Source organism: Pseudomonas inefficax (genome assembly GCF_032164165.1).
GTDB lineage: Bacteria > Pseudomonadota > Gammaproteobacteria > Pseudomonadales > Pseudomonadaceae > Aquipseudomonas > Aquipseudomonas inefficax.
Genome location: NZ_CP134401.1, coordinates 2,656,103 through 2,673,054 on the forward strand (window position 1 = coordinate 2,656,103; position 16,952 = coordinate 2,673,054).

Sequence of the window (16,952 nt, forward strand, 5' to 3'; positions counted from 1 at the left end):
CTGAATGCACTTCTGCCTGTGGTAGCAGGGACCTTGTGGGAGCGGGTTTACCCGCGAATGCAATGTTGGCTTCACCGGCGCATTCGCGGGTGAACCCGCTCCCACAGGGACCGCGTCAGCTTGAGATTTTGTCGAGCTTCTTCAGGAACACAGTCATCTCTTTCTCGGCCTGCTTGTCCCCATGGGCCTGCGCCGCGACGATCCCCTCCTCCCAGGCCTTGCGCGCCGCCGCCAGGTCACCCTGCTGCTGATGCGCCTTGCCCAGCAGCTTCCACGCCGCCGAGTACTTCGGGTCCTGTTCCACGCACCGTGCCAGATGCACCGCCGCTTCAGCACCATTGCCTTCGTCCAGCCAGGCCTTGCCCAGCCCGAACCTCAGCAACGAGTTATCCACACCCTTGGCCAGCATCTTCTCCAGCGATTCGCGCATGCCCTGTGCTCCTAGAAGAAACTCAAGCCGACGTGGAACAGCTTCTCCACATCCCGAATATGCTTTTTATCCACAACGAACAGGATCACATGGTCGCCCGACTCGATCATGGTGTCGTCGTGGGCGATCATCACTTCTTCATCACGGATGATCGCGCCGATGGTAGTGCCCGGCGGCAGGGCGATGTCTTCGATCGCCTTGCCAACCACCTTGCTGGACTTCGAATCGCCGTGCGCCACCGCTTCGATAGCTTCGGCAGCGCCGCGGCGCAGCGAGTGCACGCTGACGATGTCGCCCCGGCGCACGTGTGCCAGCAGGGTACCGATGGTGGCCAGCTGCGGGCTGATGGCGATGTCGATGTCGCCACCCTGCACCAGGTCGACATAGGCCGGGTTGTTGATAATGGTCATCACCTTGCGCGCACCCAGGCGCTTGGCCAGCAGCGACGACATGATGTTGGCCTCGTCATCGTTGGTCAGGGCCAGGAAGATGTCGGCGTCGGCGATGTTCTCCTCCAGCATCAGGTCCTTGTCCGAGGCGCTGCCCTGAAGCACCACGGTGCTATCCAGGGTGTCGGAGAGGTATCGGCAACGGGCCGCGCTCATCTCGATGATCTTCACCTGGTAGCGGCTTTCGATGGCCTCGGCCAGGCGCTCGCCGATCTGCCCACCGCCGGCGATGACCACGCGCTTGTTGGTTTCGTCGATACGGCGCAGCTCGCCCATCACCGCGCGGATATCCTTCTTCGCGGCGATGAAGAACACTTCGTCGTCTGCTTCGATCACCGTGTCGCCCCGCGGGGTGATCGGGCGGTCGCGGCGGAAGATGGCTGCCACGCGGGTGTCGACGTTGGGCATGTGCGCGCGGATCTGGCGCAGTTGCTGGCCGACCAGCGGCCCGCCGTAGTACGCCTTTACTGCAACCAGTTGGGCCTTGCCTTCGGCGAAGTCGATCACCTGCAGCGAACCCGGGTGCTCGATCAGGCGTTTGATGTAGTTGGTCACCACCTGCTCCGGGCTGATCAGCACATCGACCGGGATATGGTCGTTGTCGAACAGCTCTTCGCGGGTCAGGTAGGCCGACTCGCGCACCCGAGCGATCTTGGTCGGGGTGTGGAACAGCGAATAGGCCACCTGGCAGGCGACCATATTGGTCTCGTCACTGTTGGTTACCGCAACCAGCATGTCGGCGTCGTCGGCACCGGCCTGGCGCAGCACCGTAGGCAGCGAGCCGCGGCCTTGCACGGTGCGGATGTCCAGGCGGTCGCCAAGGTCGCGCAGGCGGTCGCCGTCAGTGTCGACCACGGTGATGTCGTTGGCTTCGCTGGCCAGGTGTTCCGCCAGCGTACCGCCTACCTGCCCTGCGCCGAGGATGATGATCTTCATCCGCTACTCCCTACCTTTTGTTCTTATCCGCGCGAGGCGGCGATCTTGATCAGCTTGGCATAGTAGAAACCGTCGTGGCCGCCCTCCTGCGCCAGCAACTGACGGCCGTGGGGCTGGCGCAGGCCGGCTTCGGTGGCCAGGTCCAGCTCACGGGCGCCCGGAGTGCGGGCGAGGAAGGCATCGATCACTTCGGTGTTCTCGGTCGGCAGGCTGGAGCAGGTGGCGTACAGCAGCATGCCGCCCACTTCCAGAGTCGGCCACAGGGCATCGAGCAGCTCGCCTTGCAGGTTGGCCAGGGCCGGGATGTCGTCGGCCTGGCGGGTCAGCTTGATGTCCGGATGGCGGCGGATCACGCCGGTGGCCGAGCATGGTGCGTCGAGCAGGATGCGCTGGAACGGCTTGCCGTCCCACCAGCTGGCGGTGTCGCGGGCATCACAGGCGATCAGCTCGGCGTCAAGTTGCAGGCGGTCGAGGTTTTCGCGCACCCGGGTCAGGCGCTTGGCTTCGAGGTCGATGGCCACCACGTGGGCCAGGCCGGCTTCGGCTTCCAGCAGGTGGCAGGTCTTGCCGCCTGGTGCACAGCAGGCATCGAGCACGCGCTGGCCGGGGGCCAGTTCCAGCAGGTCGGCGGACAGCTGCGCGGCTTCGTCCTGCACGCTCACCCAGCCTTCGGCAAAGCCTGGCAGGCCGCGTACGTCGCAGGCTTCGGTCAGCACGATGCCGTCACGGCTGTACTGGCAGGCGCTGGCGCCAATACCCGCCTCGGCCAGCAGTGCCAGATAGGCATCACGGCTGTGGTGGCGGCGGTTGACCCGCAGGATCATTGGCGGGTGGGCGTTGTTGGCGGCGCAGATGGCCTCCCACTGCTCCGGCCAGAAGGCCTTCAGCGACTTCTGCAGCCAGCGCGGGTGGGCAGTGCGTACCACCGGGTCGCGCTCCATGCTGGCCAGCAGTTCCTCGCCTTCGCGTTGGGCGCGGCGCAGTACGGCATTGAGCAGGCCCTTGGCCCACGGCTTCTTCAGCTTGTCGGCACAGCCGACGGTCTCGCCGATAGCGGCGTGGGCCGGGATACGGCTGTAGAACAGCTGGTACAGGCCGACCAGCAGCAGCGCCTGCACATCGGCATCGGCGGCCTTGAACGGCTTCTGCAGCAGCTGCGCGGCCAGCAGGTCGAGGCGTGGCTGCCAGCGCGCGGTGCCGAACGCCAGGTCCTGGGTCAGGCCACGGTCGCGTTCATCGACCTTGTCCAGTTGCGCCGGCAGCGAGCTGTTCAGCGAGGCCTTGCCGCTGAGCACAGCTGCAAGGGCACGGGCGGCGGCGAGGCGTGGGTTCATTGGCCCAGCACCTTGCCGCTGGCGAATTTCTCGCGACGGCTGTTGAACAGGTCGCTGAAGTTCAGTGCCTTGCCGCCCGGCAGTTGCAGGCGGGTCAGGCTCAGTGCCTGGTCACCGCAGGCGACCACCAGGCCGTCCTTGCTGGCGGAAAGGATCTCGCCAGGGGCGCCGTTGCCTGTGGACAAGCTGGCGGCGAGCACCTTCACGCTTTCGCCATCCAGGGTGCTGTGGCAGACCGGCCATGGATTGAAGGCACGGATCAGGCGCTCCAGCTCGACGGCCGAGCGGCTCCAGTCGATGCGCGCTTCGTCCTTGTTCAGCTTATGTGCATAAGTGGCCAGGGCATCGTCCTGTACCTCGCCTTGCAGCGAACCGTCGGCCAGGCCGGCGATGGCTTGCACTACTGCCGGCGGGCCCATCTCGGCCAAGCGGTCATGCAGGCTGCCGCCAGTGTCTTCGGCGCTGATCGGGGTTACCACCTTGAGCAGCATCGGGCCGGTGTCCAGGCCTGCCTCCATACGCATCACGGTCACACCGCTCTCGGCGTCTCCGGCTTCCACGGCGCGCTGGATCGGTGCGGCACCGCGCCAGCGTGGCAGCAGGGAAGCATGGCTGTTGATACAGCCCAGGCGCGGGATATCCAGCACCACCTGTGGCAGGATCAGGCCGTAGGCGACCACCACCATCAGGTCCGGCTTCAGCGCGGCCAGTTCGGCCTGGGCTTCTGCGTTGCGCAGGGTCGGCGGCTGGAACACCGGGATGTCATGGGCCACAGCCAGTTGCTTGACCGGGCTTGGCATCAGCTTCTGGCCACGGCCGGCGGGGCGGTCGGGCTGGGTGTAGACGGCCACGATCTCGTACGGGCTGTCGAGCAGGGCCTTGAGGTGTTCGGCGGCAAACTCTGGAGTGCCTGCAAAGACGATGCGCATGGAGTTCTCGCTTCAAAAAGAAAAAGGCTTGCCGGAGCAAGCCTTCTGGAAGGTGGGGGTCAGGCTTGCTGGCGGTGCTGCTTTTCCAGCTTCTTCTTGATCCGGTCGCGCTTGAGCTGCGACAGGTAGTCGACGAACAGCTTGCCGTTGAGGTGATCGAATTCGTGCTGCACGCACACCGCCAGCAGCCCTTCGCACTCAAGCTCGTATGGCTTGCCGTCGCGGTCCTGGGCCTTGACCCGCACACGCAGCGGGCGGTCGACGTTCTCGTAGAAGCCAGGTACCGACAGGCAACCTTCCTGGTACTGGCCCATGTCGTGGGTCAGCTCTTCGACCGTGGGGTTGATGAAGACGCGCGGCTCGCTGCGGTCTTCACTGAGGTCCATGACCACGACCTGCAGGTGCACGTTGACCTGGGTGGCGGCCAGGCCGATGCCAGGGGCTTCGTACATGGTTTCAAACATGTCGTCGATCAGCTGACGCAGGGCGTCGTCGAACACCGTCACCGGCTTGGCGATGGTGCGCAGGCGCGGGTCCGGGAATTCGAGAATGTTCAAGATGGCCATAAGGTCAGGCAGTCACTGTGCGTTCGGTTGAAAACTGAGCACACATAATAAAGGGAAACGGGGATTTCAGCACCTGCGAAAGCTCGTCTAGGGTTTTCAGGGCCAGCTTATAGCCCATTCGATGGACAGGTTGTCAAAGCGTTATCAACAAAGTTATCCACAGTTTGTGCCACGTTGCTGGCCCCGTTTCGATCAAGGATGATCCCCATGCAAACCTACCATTCGTCGCCTCTTCCACCTGCCGAACTGGAGGCGAGATTACGTCTGCACCGGCTGCCGGAGACAGGATTGCGTCGCTTTAACACCTTGCTGGGGGCCTTTGGCAGTGCCTCATCGGCGCTGTGTGCTCCGGCCGGCGCCTGGCGCGCATTGGGCATACCACAGGCCACCATAGATGCCCGGCGCAGTGCCGAAGTACGTGAGGGTGCATTGGCCGCAATGGCCTGGCTAGAGCGCCCGGGCCAGTATTTACTGATGTGGGACAGCCCTGGCTACCCGCCACTATTGGCGGAAATCGACGATGCCCCTCCGCTGCTTTTCGTCGCAGGCGACCCGGCCTTGCTCGAGCGCCCACAACTGGCAATTGTGGGCAGCAGGCGTGCTTCACCCCCGGCGCTCGATACCGCTGCGGCATTTTCCCGCTACCTGGCGCAGGCCGGCTTCACAATTACCAGCGGCTTGGCTGTGGGCATCGATGGTGCCGCTCATCGGGCCGCATTGCAGGCTGGTGGGGGCACGATTGGCGTACTCGGCACGGGGTTGCAAAAACTTTATCCACAGCGCCACAAGTCGCTTGCGCAAGCGATGATCGACAATGGCAGCGCGCTGGTTTCCGAGTACCCGCTGGATGCCGGGCCGCTGCCTGGCAACTTCCCGCGGCGCAATCGCATCATCAGTGGCCTGTCGCTGGGCGTGCTGGTGGTCGAGGCCAGCCTGGCCAGTGGTTCGCTGATTACCGCACGCCTGGCTGCCGAGCAAGGCCGCGAGGTGTATGCCATACCGGGCTCCATTCACCACCCTGGGGCCAAGGGGTGCCACCAGTTGATCCGTGACGGCGCGCTGTTGGTGGAGAGCGTGGAGCAGATCCTGGAAAGCCTGCAGGGCTGGCAGAACCTGCCACCTGCGGTTGTGGACAAATTCGACCATCCTCTGCTCGCCTTGCTGCATGCTGCGCCACAAACCAGCGAAAGCCTGGCCCACTGCAGCGAGCTGCCCTTGGCCGAGGTGCTGGCGCAACTGACCGAATTGGAGCTGCAAGGCCGGGTCAGCAACGAAGCCGGGCGTTGGTTTGCCCGCGCGGGCTAAGTACACTGCTCACAAGCAAGGTTTATAGGCGGAGTGACAGAAATGGTGAGCAGTTTTCGTGTGCAACAAGCCGCACGTGAGATCCGGGCGGGCGCGGTGATCGCCTACCCGACGGAAGCGGTCTGGGGCCTGGGCTGTGACCCGTGGAACGAGGACGCGGTGTATCGCCTGCTGGCGCTTAAGTCGCGGCCTGTGGATAAAGGGCTGATTCTGGTCGCCGACAACATCCGCCAGTTCGACTTTTTGTTCGAGGACTTCCCCGAAGACTGGATCGACCGCATGGGCAGCACCTGGCCGGGGCCGAATACCTGGCTGGTGCCGCACCAGGACCTGTTGCCTGAGTGGGTGACCGGCGAGCATGACACCGTGGCGCTGCGGGTCAGTGACCACCCGGTGGTGCGTGAGCTGTGCGCGTTGGTCGGGCCGTTGATTTCCACCTCGTGCAACCCTGGCGGGCGCCCGGCGGCGAAGACCCGGTTGCGGGTGGAGCAGTACTTCCATGGTCAGCTGGATCTGGTGTTGGGTGGGGCCTTGGGTGGAAGGAAGAACCCGAGTGTGATTCGCAACCTGGCCACAGGCGAAGTCGTTCGCCCGGGCTGATACATATCCACAGGCCTTTCCGGGACCTCCTGTGGGAGCGGGCGAGCCCGCGAAGAATCCAACGCGGTGCCTGGCACGGGCTTCGCCCGTGTTCGCGGGCATGCCCGCTCCCACAGGTCAGGGCCAAGTCCCCGCAGATTTTTCTGATTTTGTCTCGAAGGGCTGTCCAGCTTGCGGCTTGGGAAATATCCTACGAGCCGCGTCCTCTGCCATCACCTTCTCAGTGGGAACCAGTGCCCCTAGGCTTCACCCATCGCCGAATAACTTGGCGATCGGGTGTGGTAGCCCGGATGCATTTTTTCCATGGCAGTCTATGGTGACTGTGCGTGGGAGGCTTTCGAGCCTGCCTGGATTGGAAAATGCCCGGGTCTACCACCTCGCGTACAGTCGCCACCCATTCACGTGGTAGTGATTGGTGGCGGCAATGAGGAGCATTTTCCAATGATGAAGAAAATAGTCCCCGATCCACCGCTTCCCTGCACCTCTACTCGCCCCTTCGGCCGCTGCGATGCCGGCCACGAACCGCTGTTCACCGTAAACCCGAACATTTCCGCCGAGGACGCCTTGGTTCATGTAGCTCTGTATCTGCGAGGCGCCTACGAAACGGGCTCGAAAGCCCTTGAGTACCTGCGCGAAGAAGGCCGTGGCATGTATTGGTCGAGCCTGCATTCCATTGAACTTGCGGAGGGATTGGTGGAGGCGATTCTCGATGGTATCGAGTCGATACCAACAAGCCGCCCTCCACAGGCATAGCGCCCTGTTCAAGGCCGACGCAGTACCTGTGGGAGCGGGTTCACCCGCGAACACCGGCAAAGCCGGTGCCATGCACCGCGGTGTCTTCTTCGCGGGTAAACCCGCTCCCACAGGTAAAGTGATTGGCCCCAGTTCTTGGGAACCTGTGGGAGTGGGCTCAGGGGATCAGTACAGTCGACCCCACAGTCCTGCGCGCCGACAGCTCCGCCTGTGCCTTGGCCACCTCACTCAGCGGATACCGCTGCTGGATATCCACAACCAGCTTGCCGCTGCCAATCATCGCAAACAGGTCATCGGCCATGGCCTGGGTATTCTCGGCATTGTTGGCATAGGTCGCCAACGTGGGCCGGGTCACATACAACGAGCCCTTCTGCGCCAGAATCCCCAGGTTCACCCCGCTCACTGCCCCCGAGGCATTACCAAAGCTCACCATCAACCCACGCGGCTGCAGGCAGTCCAGCGAGGTCAGCCAGGTATCGGCACCTACGCCGTCATACACCACCGGGCATTTCTTGCCGTCGGTCAGTTCCAGCACCCGCTTGGCCACATCTTCATGGCTGTAGTCGATTGTCGCCCACGCCCCCAGCGCCTTGGCCCGCTCGGCCTTCTCGGCAGAGCTCACGGTCCCGATCAGCTTGGCGCCCAAGGCCTTGGCCCATTGGCACGCCAACGAACCCACGCCGCCAGCTGCTGCGTGAAACAGGATCACGTCACCCGCCTTCACCTCATAGGTCTGCTTCAGCAGGTACTGCACGGTCAAACCCTTGAGCATCACCGCCGCCGCCTGCTCGAAGCTGATGTTGTCGGGCAGCTTCACCAGGTTGGCTTCCGGCAGCGTATGTACCTCGCTATATGCGCCCAACGGGCCACCGGCATGAGCCACGCGGTCACCCACTTTCAGCCGGGTTACGCCCTCGCCAACCGCCTCGACCACACCCGCCGCTTCGGTACCCAGCCCCGAAGGCAGGGACGGCGGCGCATACAGCCCGCTGCGGAAGTAGGTATCAATGAAGTTCAGACCGATCGCATGGTTCCGCACACGTACCTGCTGTGGCCCTGGCGGGGCTGGTTCGAACTCCACAAACTGCAGCACTTCCGGGCCGCCATGCTGGCTGAACTGGATACGCTTGGCCATCTCGCACTCCTGTCGTATGGGTCGGGAAAGGCCTTCTATCGGACGCCTTTGCTTGATCGCCGTCAACTGCGGCGCGCGGGCTGGCGGTGGTATGCTACCCGGCGAATTCTTCCCTGCCCGTTCCTGGTGACCCGATGACTAGCCGCACCGAGGCCGTGAAAGCCTACCTGCTCGACCTGCAAGACCGCATCTGCTCTGCCCTCGAAACCGAAGACGGCGGTGCCCGCTTCGTCGAGGACGCCTGGGTGCGCGAAGCCGGTGGCGGGGGCCGCACGCGGGTGATCGGTGATGGCAAAGTGATCGAGAAAGGCGGGGTCAACTTCTCCCACGTGTTCGGTGCAGGCTTGCCACCCTCTGCCAGTGCTCACCGCCCCGAGCTGGCGGGCCGTGGCTTCGAGGCCCTGGGTGTGTCGCTGGTGATCCACCCGCACAACCCGCATGTACCCACTTCTCACGCCAACGTGCGCTTCTTCATCGCCGAAAAGGAAGGTGAAGAGGCTGTCTGGTGGTTCGGCGGCGGCTTCGACCTCACCCCGTACTACGGCAATGAAGAAGACTGCATCCACTGGCACCGTGTGGCCGAGCAGGCATGCGCGCCGTTCGGCGCCGACGTGTACCCGCGCTACAAGGCCTGGTGCGACCGCTATTTCCACCTCAAGCACCGCGGCGAGCCACGCGGTATCGGTGGCCTGTTCTTCGATGACCTGAACGAATGGGACTTCGACACCTGCTTCGCCTTCATCCGCGCAATCGGCGATGCCTACATCAACGCCTACCTGCCGATCATCCAGCGTCGCAAGGGCACCCCTTACACCCCGCAGCAGCGCGAGTTCCAGGAATACCGCCGTGGCCGCTACGTGGAGTTCAATCTGGTCTACGACCGTGGCACCCTGTTCGGCCTGCAGTCCGGTGGCCGCACCGAGTCCATCCTCATGTCGCTGCCGCCGCAGGTGCGCTGGGGCTACGACTGGAAGGCCGCGCCTGGTAGCGAAGAAGCGCGCCTTACCGAGTACTTCCTGCAGGACCGCGACTGGCTCGGTCAGTAAGCCTGTGGATAACCAAGGAGCCGTCATGGACCAGTACGTTGTTTTTGGTAACCCCATCGGCCACAGCAAATCGCCGTTGATCCATCGCCTGTTTGCCGAGCAGACCGGCCAGGACCTGGAGTACAGGACGCTGCTGGCGCCACTGGACGAATTCAGCGACTGCGCGCGCGGTTTCTTCAAGCAAGGCAGCGGCGGCAACGTCACCGTGCCGTTCAAGGAAGAAGCTTACCGCCTGTGTGACAGCCTGACCCCGCGTGCCCAGCGCGCGGGTGCAGTGAACACGCTGAGCAAGCTGGCCGATGGCACTCTGCAGGGCGACAACACCGATGGCGCTGGCCTGGTGCGCGACCTGACGGTGAATGCCGGGGTCGAGCTGGCGGGCAAACGTATTCTGATCCTGGGTGCTGGTGGCGCGGTGCGTGGCGTGCTGGAGCCGATCCTGGCGCACAAGCCGCAGTCGCTGGTGATTGCCAACCGGACCGTGGAAAAGGCTGAGCAGCTGGCGCGTGAGTTCGATGAGCTGGGGCCGGTGGTAGCCAGCGGGTTTGCCTGGTTGCAGGAGCCGGTGGATGTGATCATCAATGCCACCTCGGCGAGCCTGGCCGGGGAATTGCCGCCTATTGCCGACAGCCTGGTCGAGGCGGGGCGCACGGTTTGCTATGACATGATGTATGGCAAGGAGCTTACGCCGTTTTGCCAGTGGGCCGAGAAGCTGGGGGCGGTGAAGGTGCTGGATGGCTTGGGGATGCTGGCTGAGCAGGCGGCTGAGGCGTTCTTTATCTGGCGTGGGGTACGGCCGGATACGGCGCCGGTTTTGGCAGAGTTGCGCCGGCAGCTGGCTCGCGGCTGAGATTGTCGGGGCCGCTTTGCGGCCCATCGCGACACAAGGCCGCTCCTACAGGGGACCGCGTCAGCATGCATAGCGCGGTCGGTGTAGGAGCGGCCTTGTGTCGCGATGGGCTGCGCAGCAGCCCCAATCTCAGCCCAATATCACTCTTCAAACCGGATCGGACAAAGCTCCACCCCCTCCAGCTTCTGTAATTCCTCGATCACCTGCGGCCTTGCCCGGTGCAGCGTCAGGCTCCCCCCCGCCCGCCGCAACCGCCGCGCCTCGCGGTGCAACATATCCACCCCCGAGTAATCGATAAAATTCACCTGCCGCGCATCGATCACCACATGCGGCCCTTGGCAGCGCTGCAAGCGCACCTGCAGATAATGCGCCGCGCCAAAGAAGATCGACCCGCCCACCCGCAGCACATCCGCCTCCCCTTCACGGCTCTGCTGCACCCGGGGGCGCGAGGTGCGCTTCAGATAGAAGAACAGCGATGCCAGCACTCCGGCATAGATCGCCGTCTGCAGCTCCAGCAACAAGGTCGCTGCCGCCGTCAGGGCCATCACCAGGAACTCCGAGCGACTGACCCGAAACAGCGCACGAATGCCCCGGTGGTCCACCAATCCCCAGCAGATCAGCAAGATGCTGCCGGCCATGGCCGGGATCGGCAGGTGCGCGATCAGCCCGGCCCCGGCAACGGCGAACACCGCCACCCACAGCGCCGAGAAAACCCCGGCCATGGGCGAGCGGGCGCCAGCGTCGTAGCTCAGCCCTGAGCGGGTGAAGGAGCCGGAAGACAGGTAACCGGAGAAAAACGCACCGACAATGTTCGACAAGCCCTGTGCGCGTATCTCCTGGTCAGCGTCGATCAACTGCTCCGAACGTGCGGACAACGAGCGGGCAATCGACAGGCTGGTGACCAGCCCGAGCATGCCCACCGCGACGGCGCTCGGTAACAGGCGCAGGATCAGTTCCACATCCAGCAAGGGCAGCGGACTGAAGGGTGGCAGCTGGCCGGTGAATGCCGGCACTCGCGGCACATGACCAAAGAACCCAGGCAGCAGCCAGGCCAGAAGGCTGACCAGAATCAGGCTTATCAACAGGCTAGGCCAGCGTGGGCGCCAGAGCTTGAAGGCCACGCCGATCAGCACTGTGATCAGGCCCAGAATCAAGGAAGGCAGGTCGACCTCGCCGGCATGGTTGGCCAGGTCCTGTACGCTCTTCAACGCCGTGGCCTGGCTTGGCAGGTCCATGCCCAGCAGGTTGGGTAGCTGGCCCAGGGCAATGACGACAGCGGCGCCCAAGGTAAAGCCAAGCACCACCGAATGGGAGACGAAGTTGACCAGTGCGCCGAACCGCAAAAGCCCGAGCAGCAACTGGAAGATGCCGCCGAGGAAGGTCAGTAGCAGTACCAGGGTGACGTAGTCGGCGCTGCCGGCCACGGCCAGCGGGCTGATGCTGGCGTAGAGGACGATGGAGATGGCGGCGGTCGGGCCGCATATCAGGTGCCAGGACGAGCCCCACAGGCAGGCGATCAGCACTGGCACGATGGCGGCGTACAGGCCGTATTCGGCGGGCAGGCCGGCGATCAGGGCGTAGGCGATGGATTGCGGCAGAGCGAGGATGGCACCGCTCAGACCCACCAGCAGGTCCTGGCGCAGGCTGCGGCCCGATTGGCGGGGGAGCCAGGAAAGGAAGGGCAGCAGGTGAGTGAGGCGATGCATGAGATATCCAGATTTCCGAAGGTGCACTGTCCCCCCGTGGGAGCGGGTTCACCCGCGAATGCGACAGTGAGGCTACCGACGCATTCGCGGGTGAACCCGCTCCCACAGGATCGGTTTACAGCTTGGTTTTTACTGCTTCGCTCGCATCCCCGCCACTTTTGGTGGTAACCCCGGCCAACCACCCTTCCAGCACCTCGGGGTGCGCCTTCAGCCAAGCCTTTGCCGCATCATCGAAGCTGATCTTCTTGTCCACAACCTCGGCCATGATGCTGTTTTCCATGTCCAGGGTGAACTTCAGGTTCCCCAACAGCTTCGCCGCATTCGGGCAGGCTTGTGGATAACCCTTGCGGGTCAGGGTATACACCTCGCCCTTGCTGCCAAACCATTTCTCCCCGCCGGTCAGGTAATGCATCTTCAGCTTCACGTTCATCGGGTGCGGGGTCCAGCCGAGGAAGGTGATGAACTGCTGTTTCTTCACCGCCCGGTCAACCTGCGCCAGCATCGCCTGCTCGCTGGACTCCACCAGTTTCCACTGTCCAAGGTTGAATTCATTCTTGTCGATGATTTCCTTCAACGACAGGTTGGCCGGTGCCCCGGAGCCGATCCCGTACAGCTTCTTGTCGAACTGGTCGGCGTGCTTCTGCAAATCGGCGAAATCCTTCACCCCGGCATGCCACACATAGTCGGGCACCGCCAAGGTGAACTCGGTTCCTTCCAGGTTGCGCGAGAGCTGCTGCACATCGCCATTGGCGATGAACTTGTCATGAAAGCCCTGCTGTGCCGGCATCCAGTTGCCGAGGAAGGCATCGACGCGGCCATCCTTGAGGCCGCCGTAGATGATCGGCACGGCCAGGCTGTCGATTTTCACCTGGTAACCCAGGCTTTCCAGCAGCAGGCGGGCCAAGGCGTTGGTCGTGGCGATGTCGCTCCAGCCGGGGTCGGCCATTTTCACGGTGGTGCATTGCGCGTCGCTGTCGGCGGCGTGAGCCGTGGCGGTACCGAGGCTCAGGGCCAGGGCGAACACGGCGGCGGAGAACTTGTGCATGGCGGCCTCTTTTCTCAATCCAGGGGTGCGGGCTGTGGATAACGTGCCTTGCGCTCGAGGTCGTCGAGATCGATGTGGTTGCGCATGTACTGTTGGCTGGCATCCACCAGCGGTTGGTGGTCCCAGCTTCTCAGCTTGCCGATGGCCAGCGCCTCGGCCACCAGGCGGCGGCGCCGCTGGCTGGCCAGAACCTGCTGGCGCAGGCTGGGGATATCCCAGCGCTGCTGTGCTTCATCGACAAATGCCTGCAGCAGCGCCTGGTGCTCCGGGCTGCCGGTGAGGTTCTCCCGCTCGTGCGGGTCGCGGCTCAGGTCATAGAGTAGGCATGGGTCGTCTTCGCTGTACACGAACTTGTAGGGCCCGCGGCGGATCATCATCAGCGGGCCGACGGTACCTTCGGCCATGTACTCGCCGATCACCTCGTCATGCCCGCCCTGCCCTTGCAGGTGGCCGATCAGCGAGCGGCCATCGAGGTGCAGGTGGTTATCCACAGCGCCGCCAGCCAGTTCGACCAGGGTTGGCAGCAGGTCGCAGGTAGACACCGAGGCGCTGACCCGGGCTGGCGCGTAGCGTTTCGGCGCGTGCACCAGCAGCGGCACCCGCGCCGACATCTCGAACCAGTGCATCTTGTACCAGAGGCCACGTTCGCCAAGCATGTCGCCGTGGTCTCCGGAGAACACGATCAGAGTGTCGTCGGCCAGGTTGCATTCCTCCAGGGTCTGCAGTAGCAGGCCGATGTTGTCGTCGATGTAGCTGCAGGCGCCGAAGTAGGCACGGCGGGCATCGCGGATTTTGTCCACAGGCAGCGGCTTGTTCCACAAGTCGTAGACTTTCAACAGGCGCTGCGAGTGCGGGTCGAGTTCTGCCTGGCTGAATTCGGCGCGGGGCATGGGGATATCCACACCCTCGTAGCGATCCCAGTAGCGCTTGGGGATGGTGTAAGGGTCGTGCGGGTGGGTCATCGACACGGTCAGGCAGAACGGCCGGCCATCGTTTTCGCGCACATGGTCGTACAGGTACTGGCGCGCCTTGAAGACCACTTCCTCGTCGAAATCCAGCTGGTTGGTACGCACGCACGGGCCTGCCTGCAGCACTGAGGACATGTTGTGGTACCAGCTCGGGCGCACGTTGGGCTCATCCCAATTCACCGTCCAGCCATAGTCGGCTGGGTAGATATCGCTGGTCAGTCGTTCTTCGTAGCCGTGCAGCTGGTCCGGGCCGCAGAAGTGCATCTTGCCCGAAAGCGCGGTGCGGTAACCCAGGCGGCGCAGGTAATGGGCGTACGTCGGTACGTCGGCTGGGAAGTCGGCGGCGTTGTCGTAGGCGCCGATGCGACTGGGCAACTGACCGCTGACCAGGGTGAAGCGCGAGGGGGCGCACAACGGGCTGTTGCAGTAGGCCGAGTCGAACACCACCGCCTGTTCGGCAAGGCGGCTCAGGTGCGGCATCTGGATCGGTGAAGAGGCGTAGATCGGCAGCAAGGGTGCGGCCATCTGGTCGGCCATGATGAACAGGATATTCGGGCGCGTCATGGTGGCTTCCATCTTTGAAGGTTATGCGGACCGCTTGCCTATCAAGATGCAACTGTGGATAACATGGGTAAAGCCCATGGCGGGCAATGACTGGGATTAGCCCTGCTTATGTTTGAGCACCTTGCCAAGTTGTCGCTGGATACATTGCGCGTGTTCGAGGCCGCCGCACGGTTGCGTGGCTTTACCGCTGCGGCGCTGGAGCTGGGGACCACGCAGCCAGCGGTAAGCCAGCAAGTCAAAAGGCTGGAGGCACAGCTGGGCACGCGGCTGTTCGACCGCATTTACCGGGGTATCGAGCTGACCGAGGCTGGCCAGGTGCTGTTCGAACAGGTTCATCAAGGCCTGCAGGCCATGGAGGACGGTATCGCCCAGGCCAGTGGGCGGGGTCAGCGCGAAGTGCTGCAGGTGGCTACCGACTTCGCTTTTGCGGCGTTCTGGCTGATGCCACGGCTGCAGCGTTTTCACGAGGCTTATCCACAGGTGGATGTTAGCCTGGTGACGGGTGAGCGTAGCCAGGGCATGTTGCGGCCGGACATTGATGTTGCTGTGCTGTTTGGCGACGGGCGCTTTCACCAGGGCGAGAGCCGTTGGCTATTCGATGAGGAGGTTTTCCCGGTGTGCAGCCCCCGGCTGACTCATAGCAAACCCTTGTCAGCCGTGGCTTTGCAACGGTTGCCCTTGCTGCACTTGAAGGGCGAGCAGGCTAGCCGCTGGTTTGACTGGGCGGGCGTGTTTCGCGGGTTTGGCGTGGCCAGCCCGCCGCCGCCGGGGCAGTTGCGGTTCGATAACTATACGTTGCTGATCCAGGCGGCGATCGCTGGGCAGGGAGTGGCTATCGGTTGGGGACATCTGGTGGATGGGTTGGTGGAGCAAGGGTTGCTATGCCGGCCGCTTGAGGGGAGTTTGCGCTCGGCGCGTGGGTATTACGTGGTGTTGCCGCCACGCAAGCGGCGTGGGGCGTTGATCGAGCGGTTTGTGGATTGGTTGGAGCAAGAGCGCAGCCTTTGAGATTTTCGGGCCGCTTTGCGGCCCATCGCGACACAAGGCCGCTCCTTGTATCTCGACTTTCGCCTCACAAGAGGCGAAAGTTCTCGACTGATCATCGAGGGAGGGTCATGAAGCGGAGCCGCTCCAAGGGCATCGAGCCCGTATTGTAGATAACGCTCTGGCCCTCCACCCCCACTCGAACAGTTCGAACGGTATCTAGTGCCGCCCCCCGGCGTGAGCACGCATTCGCAAGGTTGAACCGAGTGCTGGGTGATCGAAACTTCGTTGTCTGAGGGAGAAGATCATGTCTGTTGTTGTTGGCGTCGATGTAGCCAAGCGATCTTTCGATATTGCAACTCCACTTCCCAATGGGAAAGTCCGTACCAAAGCCAAGCTGGCCAATAATCCGAGTGGTTTTGAGCAATTCGCAACCTGGCTTGAGCAACATGCCGAACCACGTGCCTGGGTTATCATGGAGGCCACTGGCACTTATCACGAAGCGCTTGCTGAGTGCTTTCATGCCAAGGGTTACCGGGTGTGTATTCTGAATCCCGCCGTGATTGCCAAGTTTGCCGGAGCGGACCTTCGACGCGTCAAAACTGATAAGGCTGATGCCAAGGTTATTGCTGCTTACGGTCAGCAGAAAAAAGATTTGCTTCGTCAGTGGAAGCCTGAGCCGCCAGCTCAGCGGCGCTTGCGGGCCTTGGTGCGGCGTCTGGACGACCTGAAAGAGATGCAGCAGATGGAGCAGAACCGTCTGGATGTGTCGCAGATCGCTGTCCAGGAATCGATCAGAGCTGTAATTGGGCACATCAGCGAAGAAATAGCGAAAACCCGTAAGGCTATTGAGCAGACGATCGATGACGATCCAGACCTGCGCCAGCGACGAGAACTGATTACGTCGATTGATGGCCTGGGAGACACCACGGCCGCGCTGATCCTTGCAGAACTGGGTGATCCGCTGAAGTACGAAAGCCCGTCAGCCATGGTTGCGTTTGCAGGCCTCAACCCGATGATCCATCAATCGGGAGAGAAGATTGGCCAATCGACCATTTCCCGTACAGGAGCCCCAAGATTGCGCGCCGGCTTGTGGATGCCAGGCACTGTCTCGATCAGATACAACCCGGTCGTGAAGGCACTGGCAGAGCGTTTGAGCAATCGGCGTAAAGCCTACAAGCAGATAGTCTGCGCTGCTATGCGTAAGCTTTTGCACCTGGTGTATGGCGTAGTGAAATCCGGCAAACCGTTTGACCCTCAAATCGCTCTTGCGGGGTGAGGGTCAAGACGGTATCTACAAAGGCCGGCCCGTGTAGGAGCGGCCTTGTGTCGCGATGGGCTGCGCAGCAGCC

16 protein-coding genes are annotated in these 16,952 nt (G+C 63.0%); 7 read left to right on the top strand and 9 right to left on the bottom strand.

The features are described from left to right. Positions 1-115: 115 nt before the first annotated feature. Genes RIN61_RS11895 through def form a run of 5 tightly spaced genes read right to left on the bottom strand, consistent with a single transcriptional unit; the run spans position 116 to position 4,644 of the window. On the bottom strand, positions 116-430 hold the full coding sequence (locus RIN61_RS11895; RefSeq protein ID WP_112251679.1) for a tetratricopeptide repeat protein: 315 nt from the start codon (positions 428-430) through the stop codon (positions 116-118). Positions 431-441: 11 nt separating this feature from the next. Then, positions 442-1,815, bottom strand: coding sequence for a Trk system potassium transporter TrkA (gene trkA / locus RIN61_RS11900; RefSeq protein ID WP_112251680.1), 1,374 nt, complete (start codon positions 1,813-1,815; stop codon positions 442-444). A 23-nt stretch (positions 1,816-1,838) separates the two neighbouring features. Beyond that, positions 1,839-3,149, bottom strand: a complete 1,311-nt coding sequence (gene rsmB / locus RIN61_RS11905; protein WP_112251681.1) for a 16S rRNA (cytosine(967)-C(5))-methyltransferase RsmB — start codon at positions 3,147-3,149, stop codon at positions 1,839-1,841. Then, positions 3,146-4,078: a methionyl-tRNA formyltransferase gene (gene fmt / locus RIN61_RS11910; RefSeq protein ID WP_112251682.1), complete on the bottom strand. Its 933-nt coding sequence runs from the start codon at positions 4,076-4,078 to the stop codon at positions 3,146-3,148. Before fmt ends, rsmB begins: the two co-directional genes overlap by 4 nt. A 59-nt stretch (positions 4,079-4,137) precedes the next feature. Then, positions 4,138-4,644, bottom strand: a complete 507-nt coding sequence (gene def / locus RIN61_RS11915; protein WP_016712797.1) for a peptide deformylase — start codon at positions 4,642-4,644, stop codon at positions 4,138-4,140. A gap of 207 nt (positions 4,645-4,851) precedes the next feature. Here def and dprA point away from each other — a divergent pair, with 207 nt between their 5' ends. The 3 genes from dprA (at position 4,852) to RIN61_RS11930 (ending at position 7,302) form a co-directional block, all read left to right on the top strand. Next, the gene (dprA, locus tag RIN61_RS11920; protein WP_112251683.1) at positions 4,852-5,949 is read left to right on the top strand and encodes a DNA-processing protein DprA; all 1,098 of its coding nucleotides are present in this window, start codon (positions 4,852-4,854) and stop codon (positions 5,947-5,949) included. Between the two features lie 42 nt (positions 5,950-5,991). Further along, on the top strand, positions 5,992-6,549 hold the full coding sequence (locus tag RIN61_RS11925; protein WP_023660948.1) for an L-threonylcarbamoyladenylate synthase type 1 TsaC: 558 nt from the start codon (positions 5,992-5,994) through the stop codon (positions 6,547-6,549). A gap of 441 nt (positions 6,550-6,990) precedes the next feature. Continuing rightward, the gene (locus RIN61_RS11930) at positions 6,991-7,302 is read left to right on the top strand and encodes a hypothetical protein (RefSeq protein ID WP_112251758.1); all 312 of its coding nucleotides are present in this window, start codon (positions 6,991-6,993) and stop codon (positions 7,300-7,302) included. A gap of 157 nt (positions 7,303-7,459) precedes the next feature. On the opposite strand, the gene RIN61_RS11935 is transcribed toward RIN61_RS11930, so the two are convergent. Beyond that, positions 7,460-8,437 carry an NADPH:quinone reductase gene (locus RIN61_RS11935; RefSeq protein WP_313857309.1) on the bottom strand — a complete coding sequence of 326 codons (978 nt, stop codon included), beginning with the start codon at positions 8,435-8,437 and terminating at the stop codon, positions 7,460-7,462. Positions 8,438-8,571: 134 nt separating this feature from the next. Between RIN61_RS11935 and hemF the strand changes: the two genes are divergently transcribed. Further along, positions 8,572-9,483, top strand: a complete 912-nt coding sequence (gene hemF / locus RIN61_RS11940; protein ID WP_112251685.1) for an oxygen-dependent coproporphyrinogen oxidase — start codon at positions 8,572-8,574, stop codon at positions 9,481-9,483. Between the two features lie 25 nt (positions 9,484-9,508). Beyond that, the gene (gene aroE, locus RIN61_RS11945; protein WP_112251686.1) at positions 9,509-10,333 is read left to right on the top strand and encodes a shikimate dehydrogenase; all 825 of its coding nucleotides are present in this window, start codon (positions 9,509-9,511) and stop codon (positions 10,331-10,333) included. Between the two features lie 140 nt (positions 10,334-10,473). On the opposite strand, the gene RIN61_RS11950 is transcribed toward aroE, so the two are convergent. From RIN61_RS11950 to betC, 3 genes are all read right to left on the bottom strand, one after another. Beyond that, positions 10,474-12,039, bottom strand: a complete 1,566-nt coding sequence (locus tag RIN61_RS11950; protein ID WP_313857312.1) for a SulP family inorganic anion transporter — start codon at positions 12,037-12,039, stop codon at positions 10,474-10,476. Between the two features lie 115 nt (positions 12,040-12,154). Then, entirely contained in the window at positions 12,155-13,084 is a 930-nt protein-coding gene (gene choX, locus RIN61_RS11955) for a choline ABC transporter substrate-binding protein (RefSeq protein WP_112251688.1), read from the bottom strand. Positions 13,085-13,098: 14 nt separating this feature from the next. Then, on the bottom strand, positions 13,099-14,616 hold the full coding sequence (betC, locus tag RIN61_RS11960) for a choline-sulfatase (RefSeq protein WP_313857314.1): 1,518 nt from the start codon (positions 14,614-14,616) through the stop codon (positions 13,099-13,101). Between the two features lie 108 nt (positions 14,617-14,724). Here betC and RIN61_RS11965 point away from each other — a divergent pair, with 108 nt between their 5' ends. Both RIN61_RS11965 and RIN61_RS11970 read left to right on the top strand, forming a co-directional pair. Next, entirely contained in the window at positions 14,725-15,624 is a 900-nt protein-coding gene (locus RIN61_RS11965; protein WP_252379135.1) for a choline sulfate utilization transcriptional regulator, read from the top strand. A gap of 283 nt (positions 15,625-15,907) precedes the next feature. After that, a complete protein-coding gene (locus tag RIN61_RS11970) occupies positions 15,908-16,879 on the top strand; it encodes an IS110 family RNA-guided transposase (protein ID WP_207880112.1) in 972 nt (323 codons plus the stop codon). The last annotated feature ends 73 nt before the right edge of the window (positions 16,880-16,952 follow it).

What these genes read in the sequence shown, in the direction of transcription:
- def (WP_016712797.1), bottom strand. Translation starts at nt 4,644, where the DNA reads ATGGCCATCTTGAACATTCTCGAATTCCCGGACCCGCGCCTGCGCACC.
- RIN61_RS11970 (WP_207880112.1), top strand. Translation starts at nt 15,908, where the DNA reads ATGTCTGTTGTTGTTGGCGTCGATGTAGCCAAGCGATCTTTCGATATT.
- RIN61_RS11950 (WP_313857312.1), bottom strand. Translation starts at nt 12,039, where the DNA reads ATGCATCGCCTCACTCACCTGCTGCCCTTCCTTTCCTGGCTCCCCCGC.
- trkA (WP_112251680.1), bottom strand. Translation starts at nt 1,815, where the DNA reads ATGAAGATCATCATCCTCGGCGCAGGGCAGGTAGGCGGTACGCTGGCG.
- choX (WP_112251688.1), bottom strand. Translation starts at nt 13,084, where the DNA reads ATGCACAAGTTCTCCGCCGCCGTGTTCGCCCTGGCCCTGAGCCTCGGT.
- rsmB (WP_112251681.1), bottom strand. Translation starts at nt 3,149, where the DNA reads ATGAACCCACGCCTCGCCGCCGCCCGTGCCCTTGCAGCTGTGCTCAGC.
- RIN61_RS11935 (WP_313857309.1), bottom strand. Translation starts at nt 8,437, where the DNA reads ATGGCCAAGCGTATCCAGTTCAGCCAGCATGGCGGCCCGGAAGTGCTG.
- RIN61_RS11965 (WP_252379135.1), top strand. Translation starts at nt 14,725, where the DNA reads ATGTTTGAGCACCTTGCCAAGTTGTCGCTGGATACATTGCGCGTGTTC.
- RIN61_RS11930 (WP_112251758.1), top strand. Translation starts at nt 6,991, where the DNA reads ATGATGAAGAAAATAGTCCCCGATCCACCGCTTCCCTGCACCTCTACT.
- RIN61_RS11895 (WP_112251679.1), bottom strand. Translation starts at nt 430, where the DNA reads ATGCGCGAATCGCTGGAGAAGATGCTGGCCAAGGGTGTGGATAACTCG.
- fmt (WP_112251682.1), bottom strand. Translation starts at nt 4,078, where the DNA reads ATGCGCATCGTCTTTGCAGGCACTCCAGAGTTTGCCGCCGAACACCTC.
- hemF (WP_112251685.1), top strand. Translation starts at nt 8,572, where the DNA reads ATGACTAGCCGCACCGAGGCCGTGAAAGCCTACCTGCTCGACCTGCAA.
- aroE (WP_112251686.1), top strand. Translation starts at nt 9,509, where the DNA reads ATGGACCAGTACGTTGTTTTTGGTAACCCCATCGGCCACAGCAAATCG.
- dprA (WP_112251683.1), top strand. Translation starts at nt 4,852, where the DNA reads ATGCAAACCTACCATTCGTCGCCTCTTCCACCTGCCGAACTGGAGGCG.
- RIN61_RS11925 (WP_023660948.1), top strand. Translation starts at nt 5,992, where the DNA reads ATGGTGAGCAGTTTTCGTGTGCAACAAGCCGCACGTGAGATCCGGGCG.
- betC (WP_313857314.1), bottom strand. Translation starts at nt 14,616, where the DNA reads ATGACGCGCCCGAATATCCTGTTCATCATGGCCGACCAGATGGCCGCA.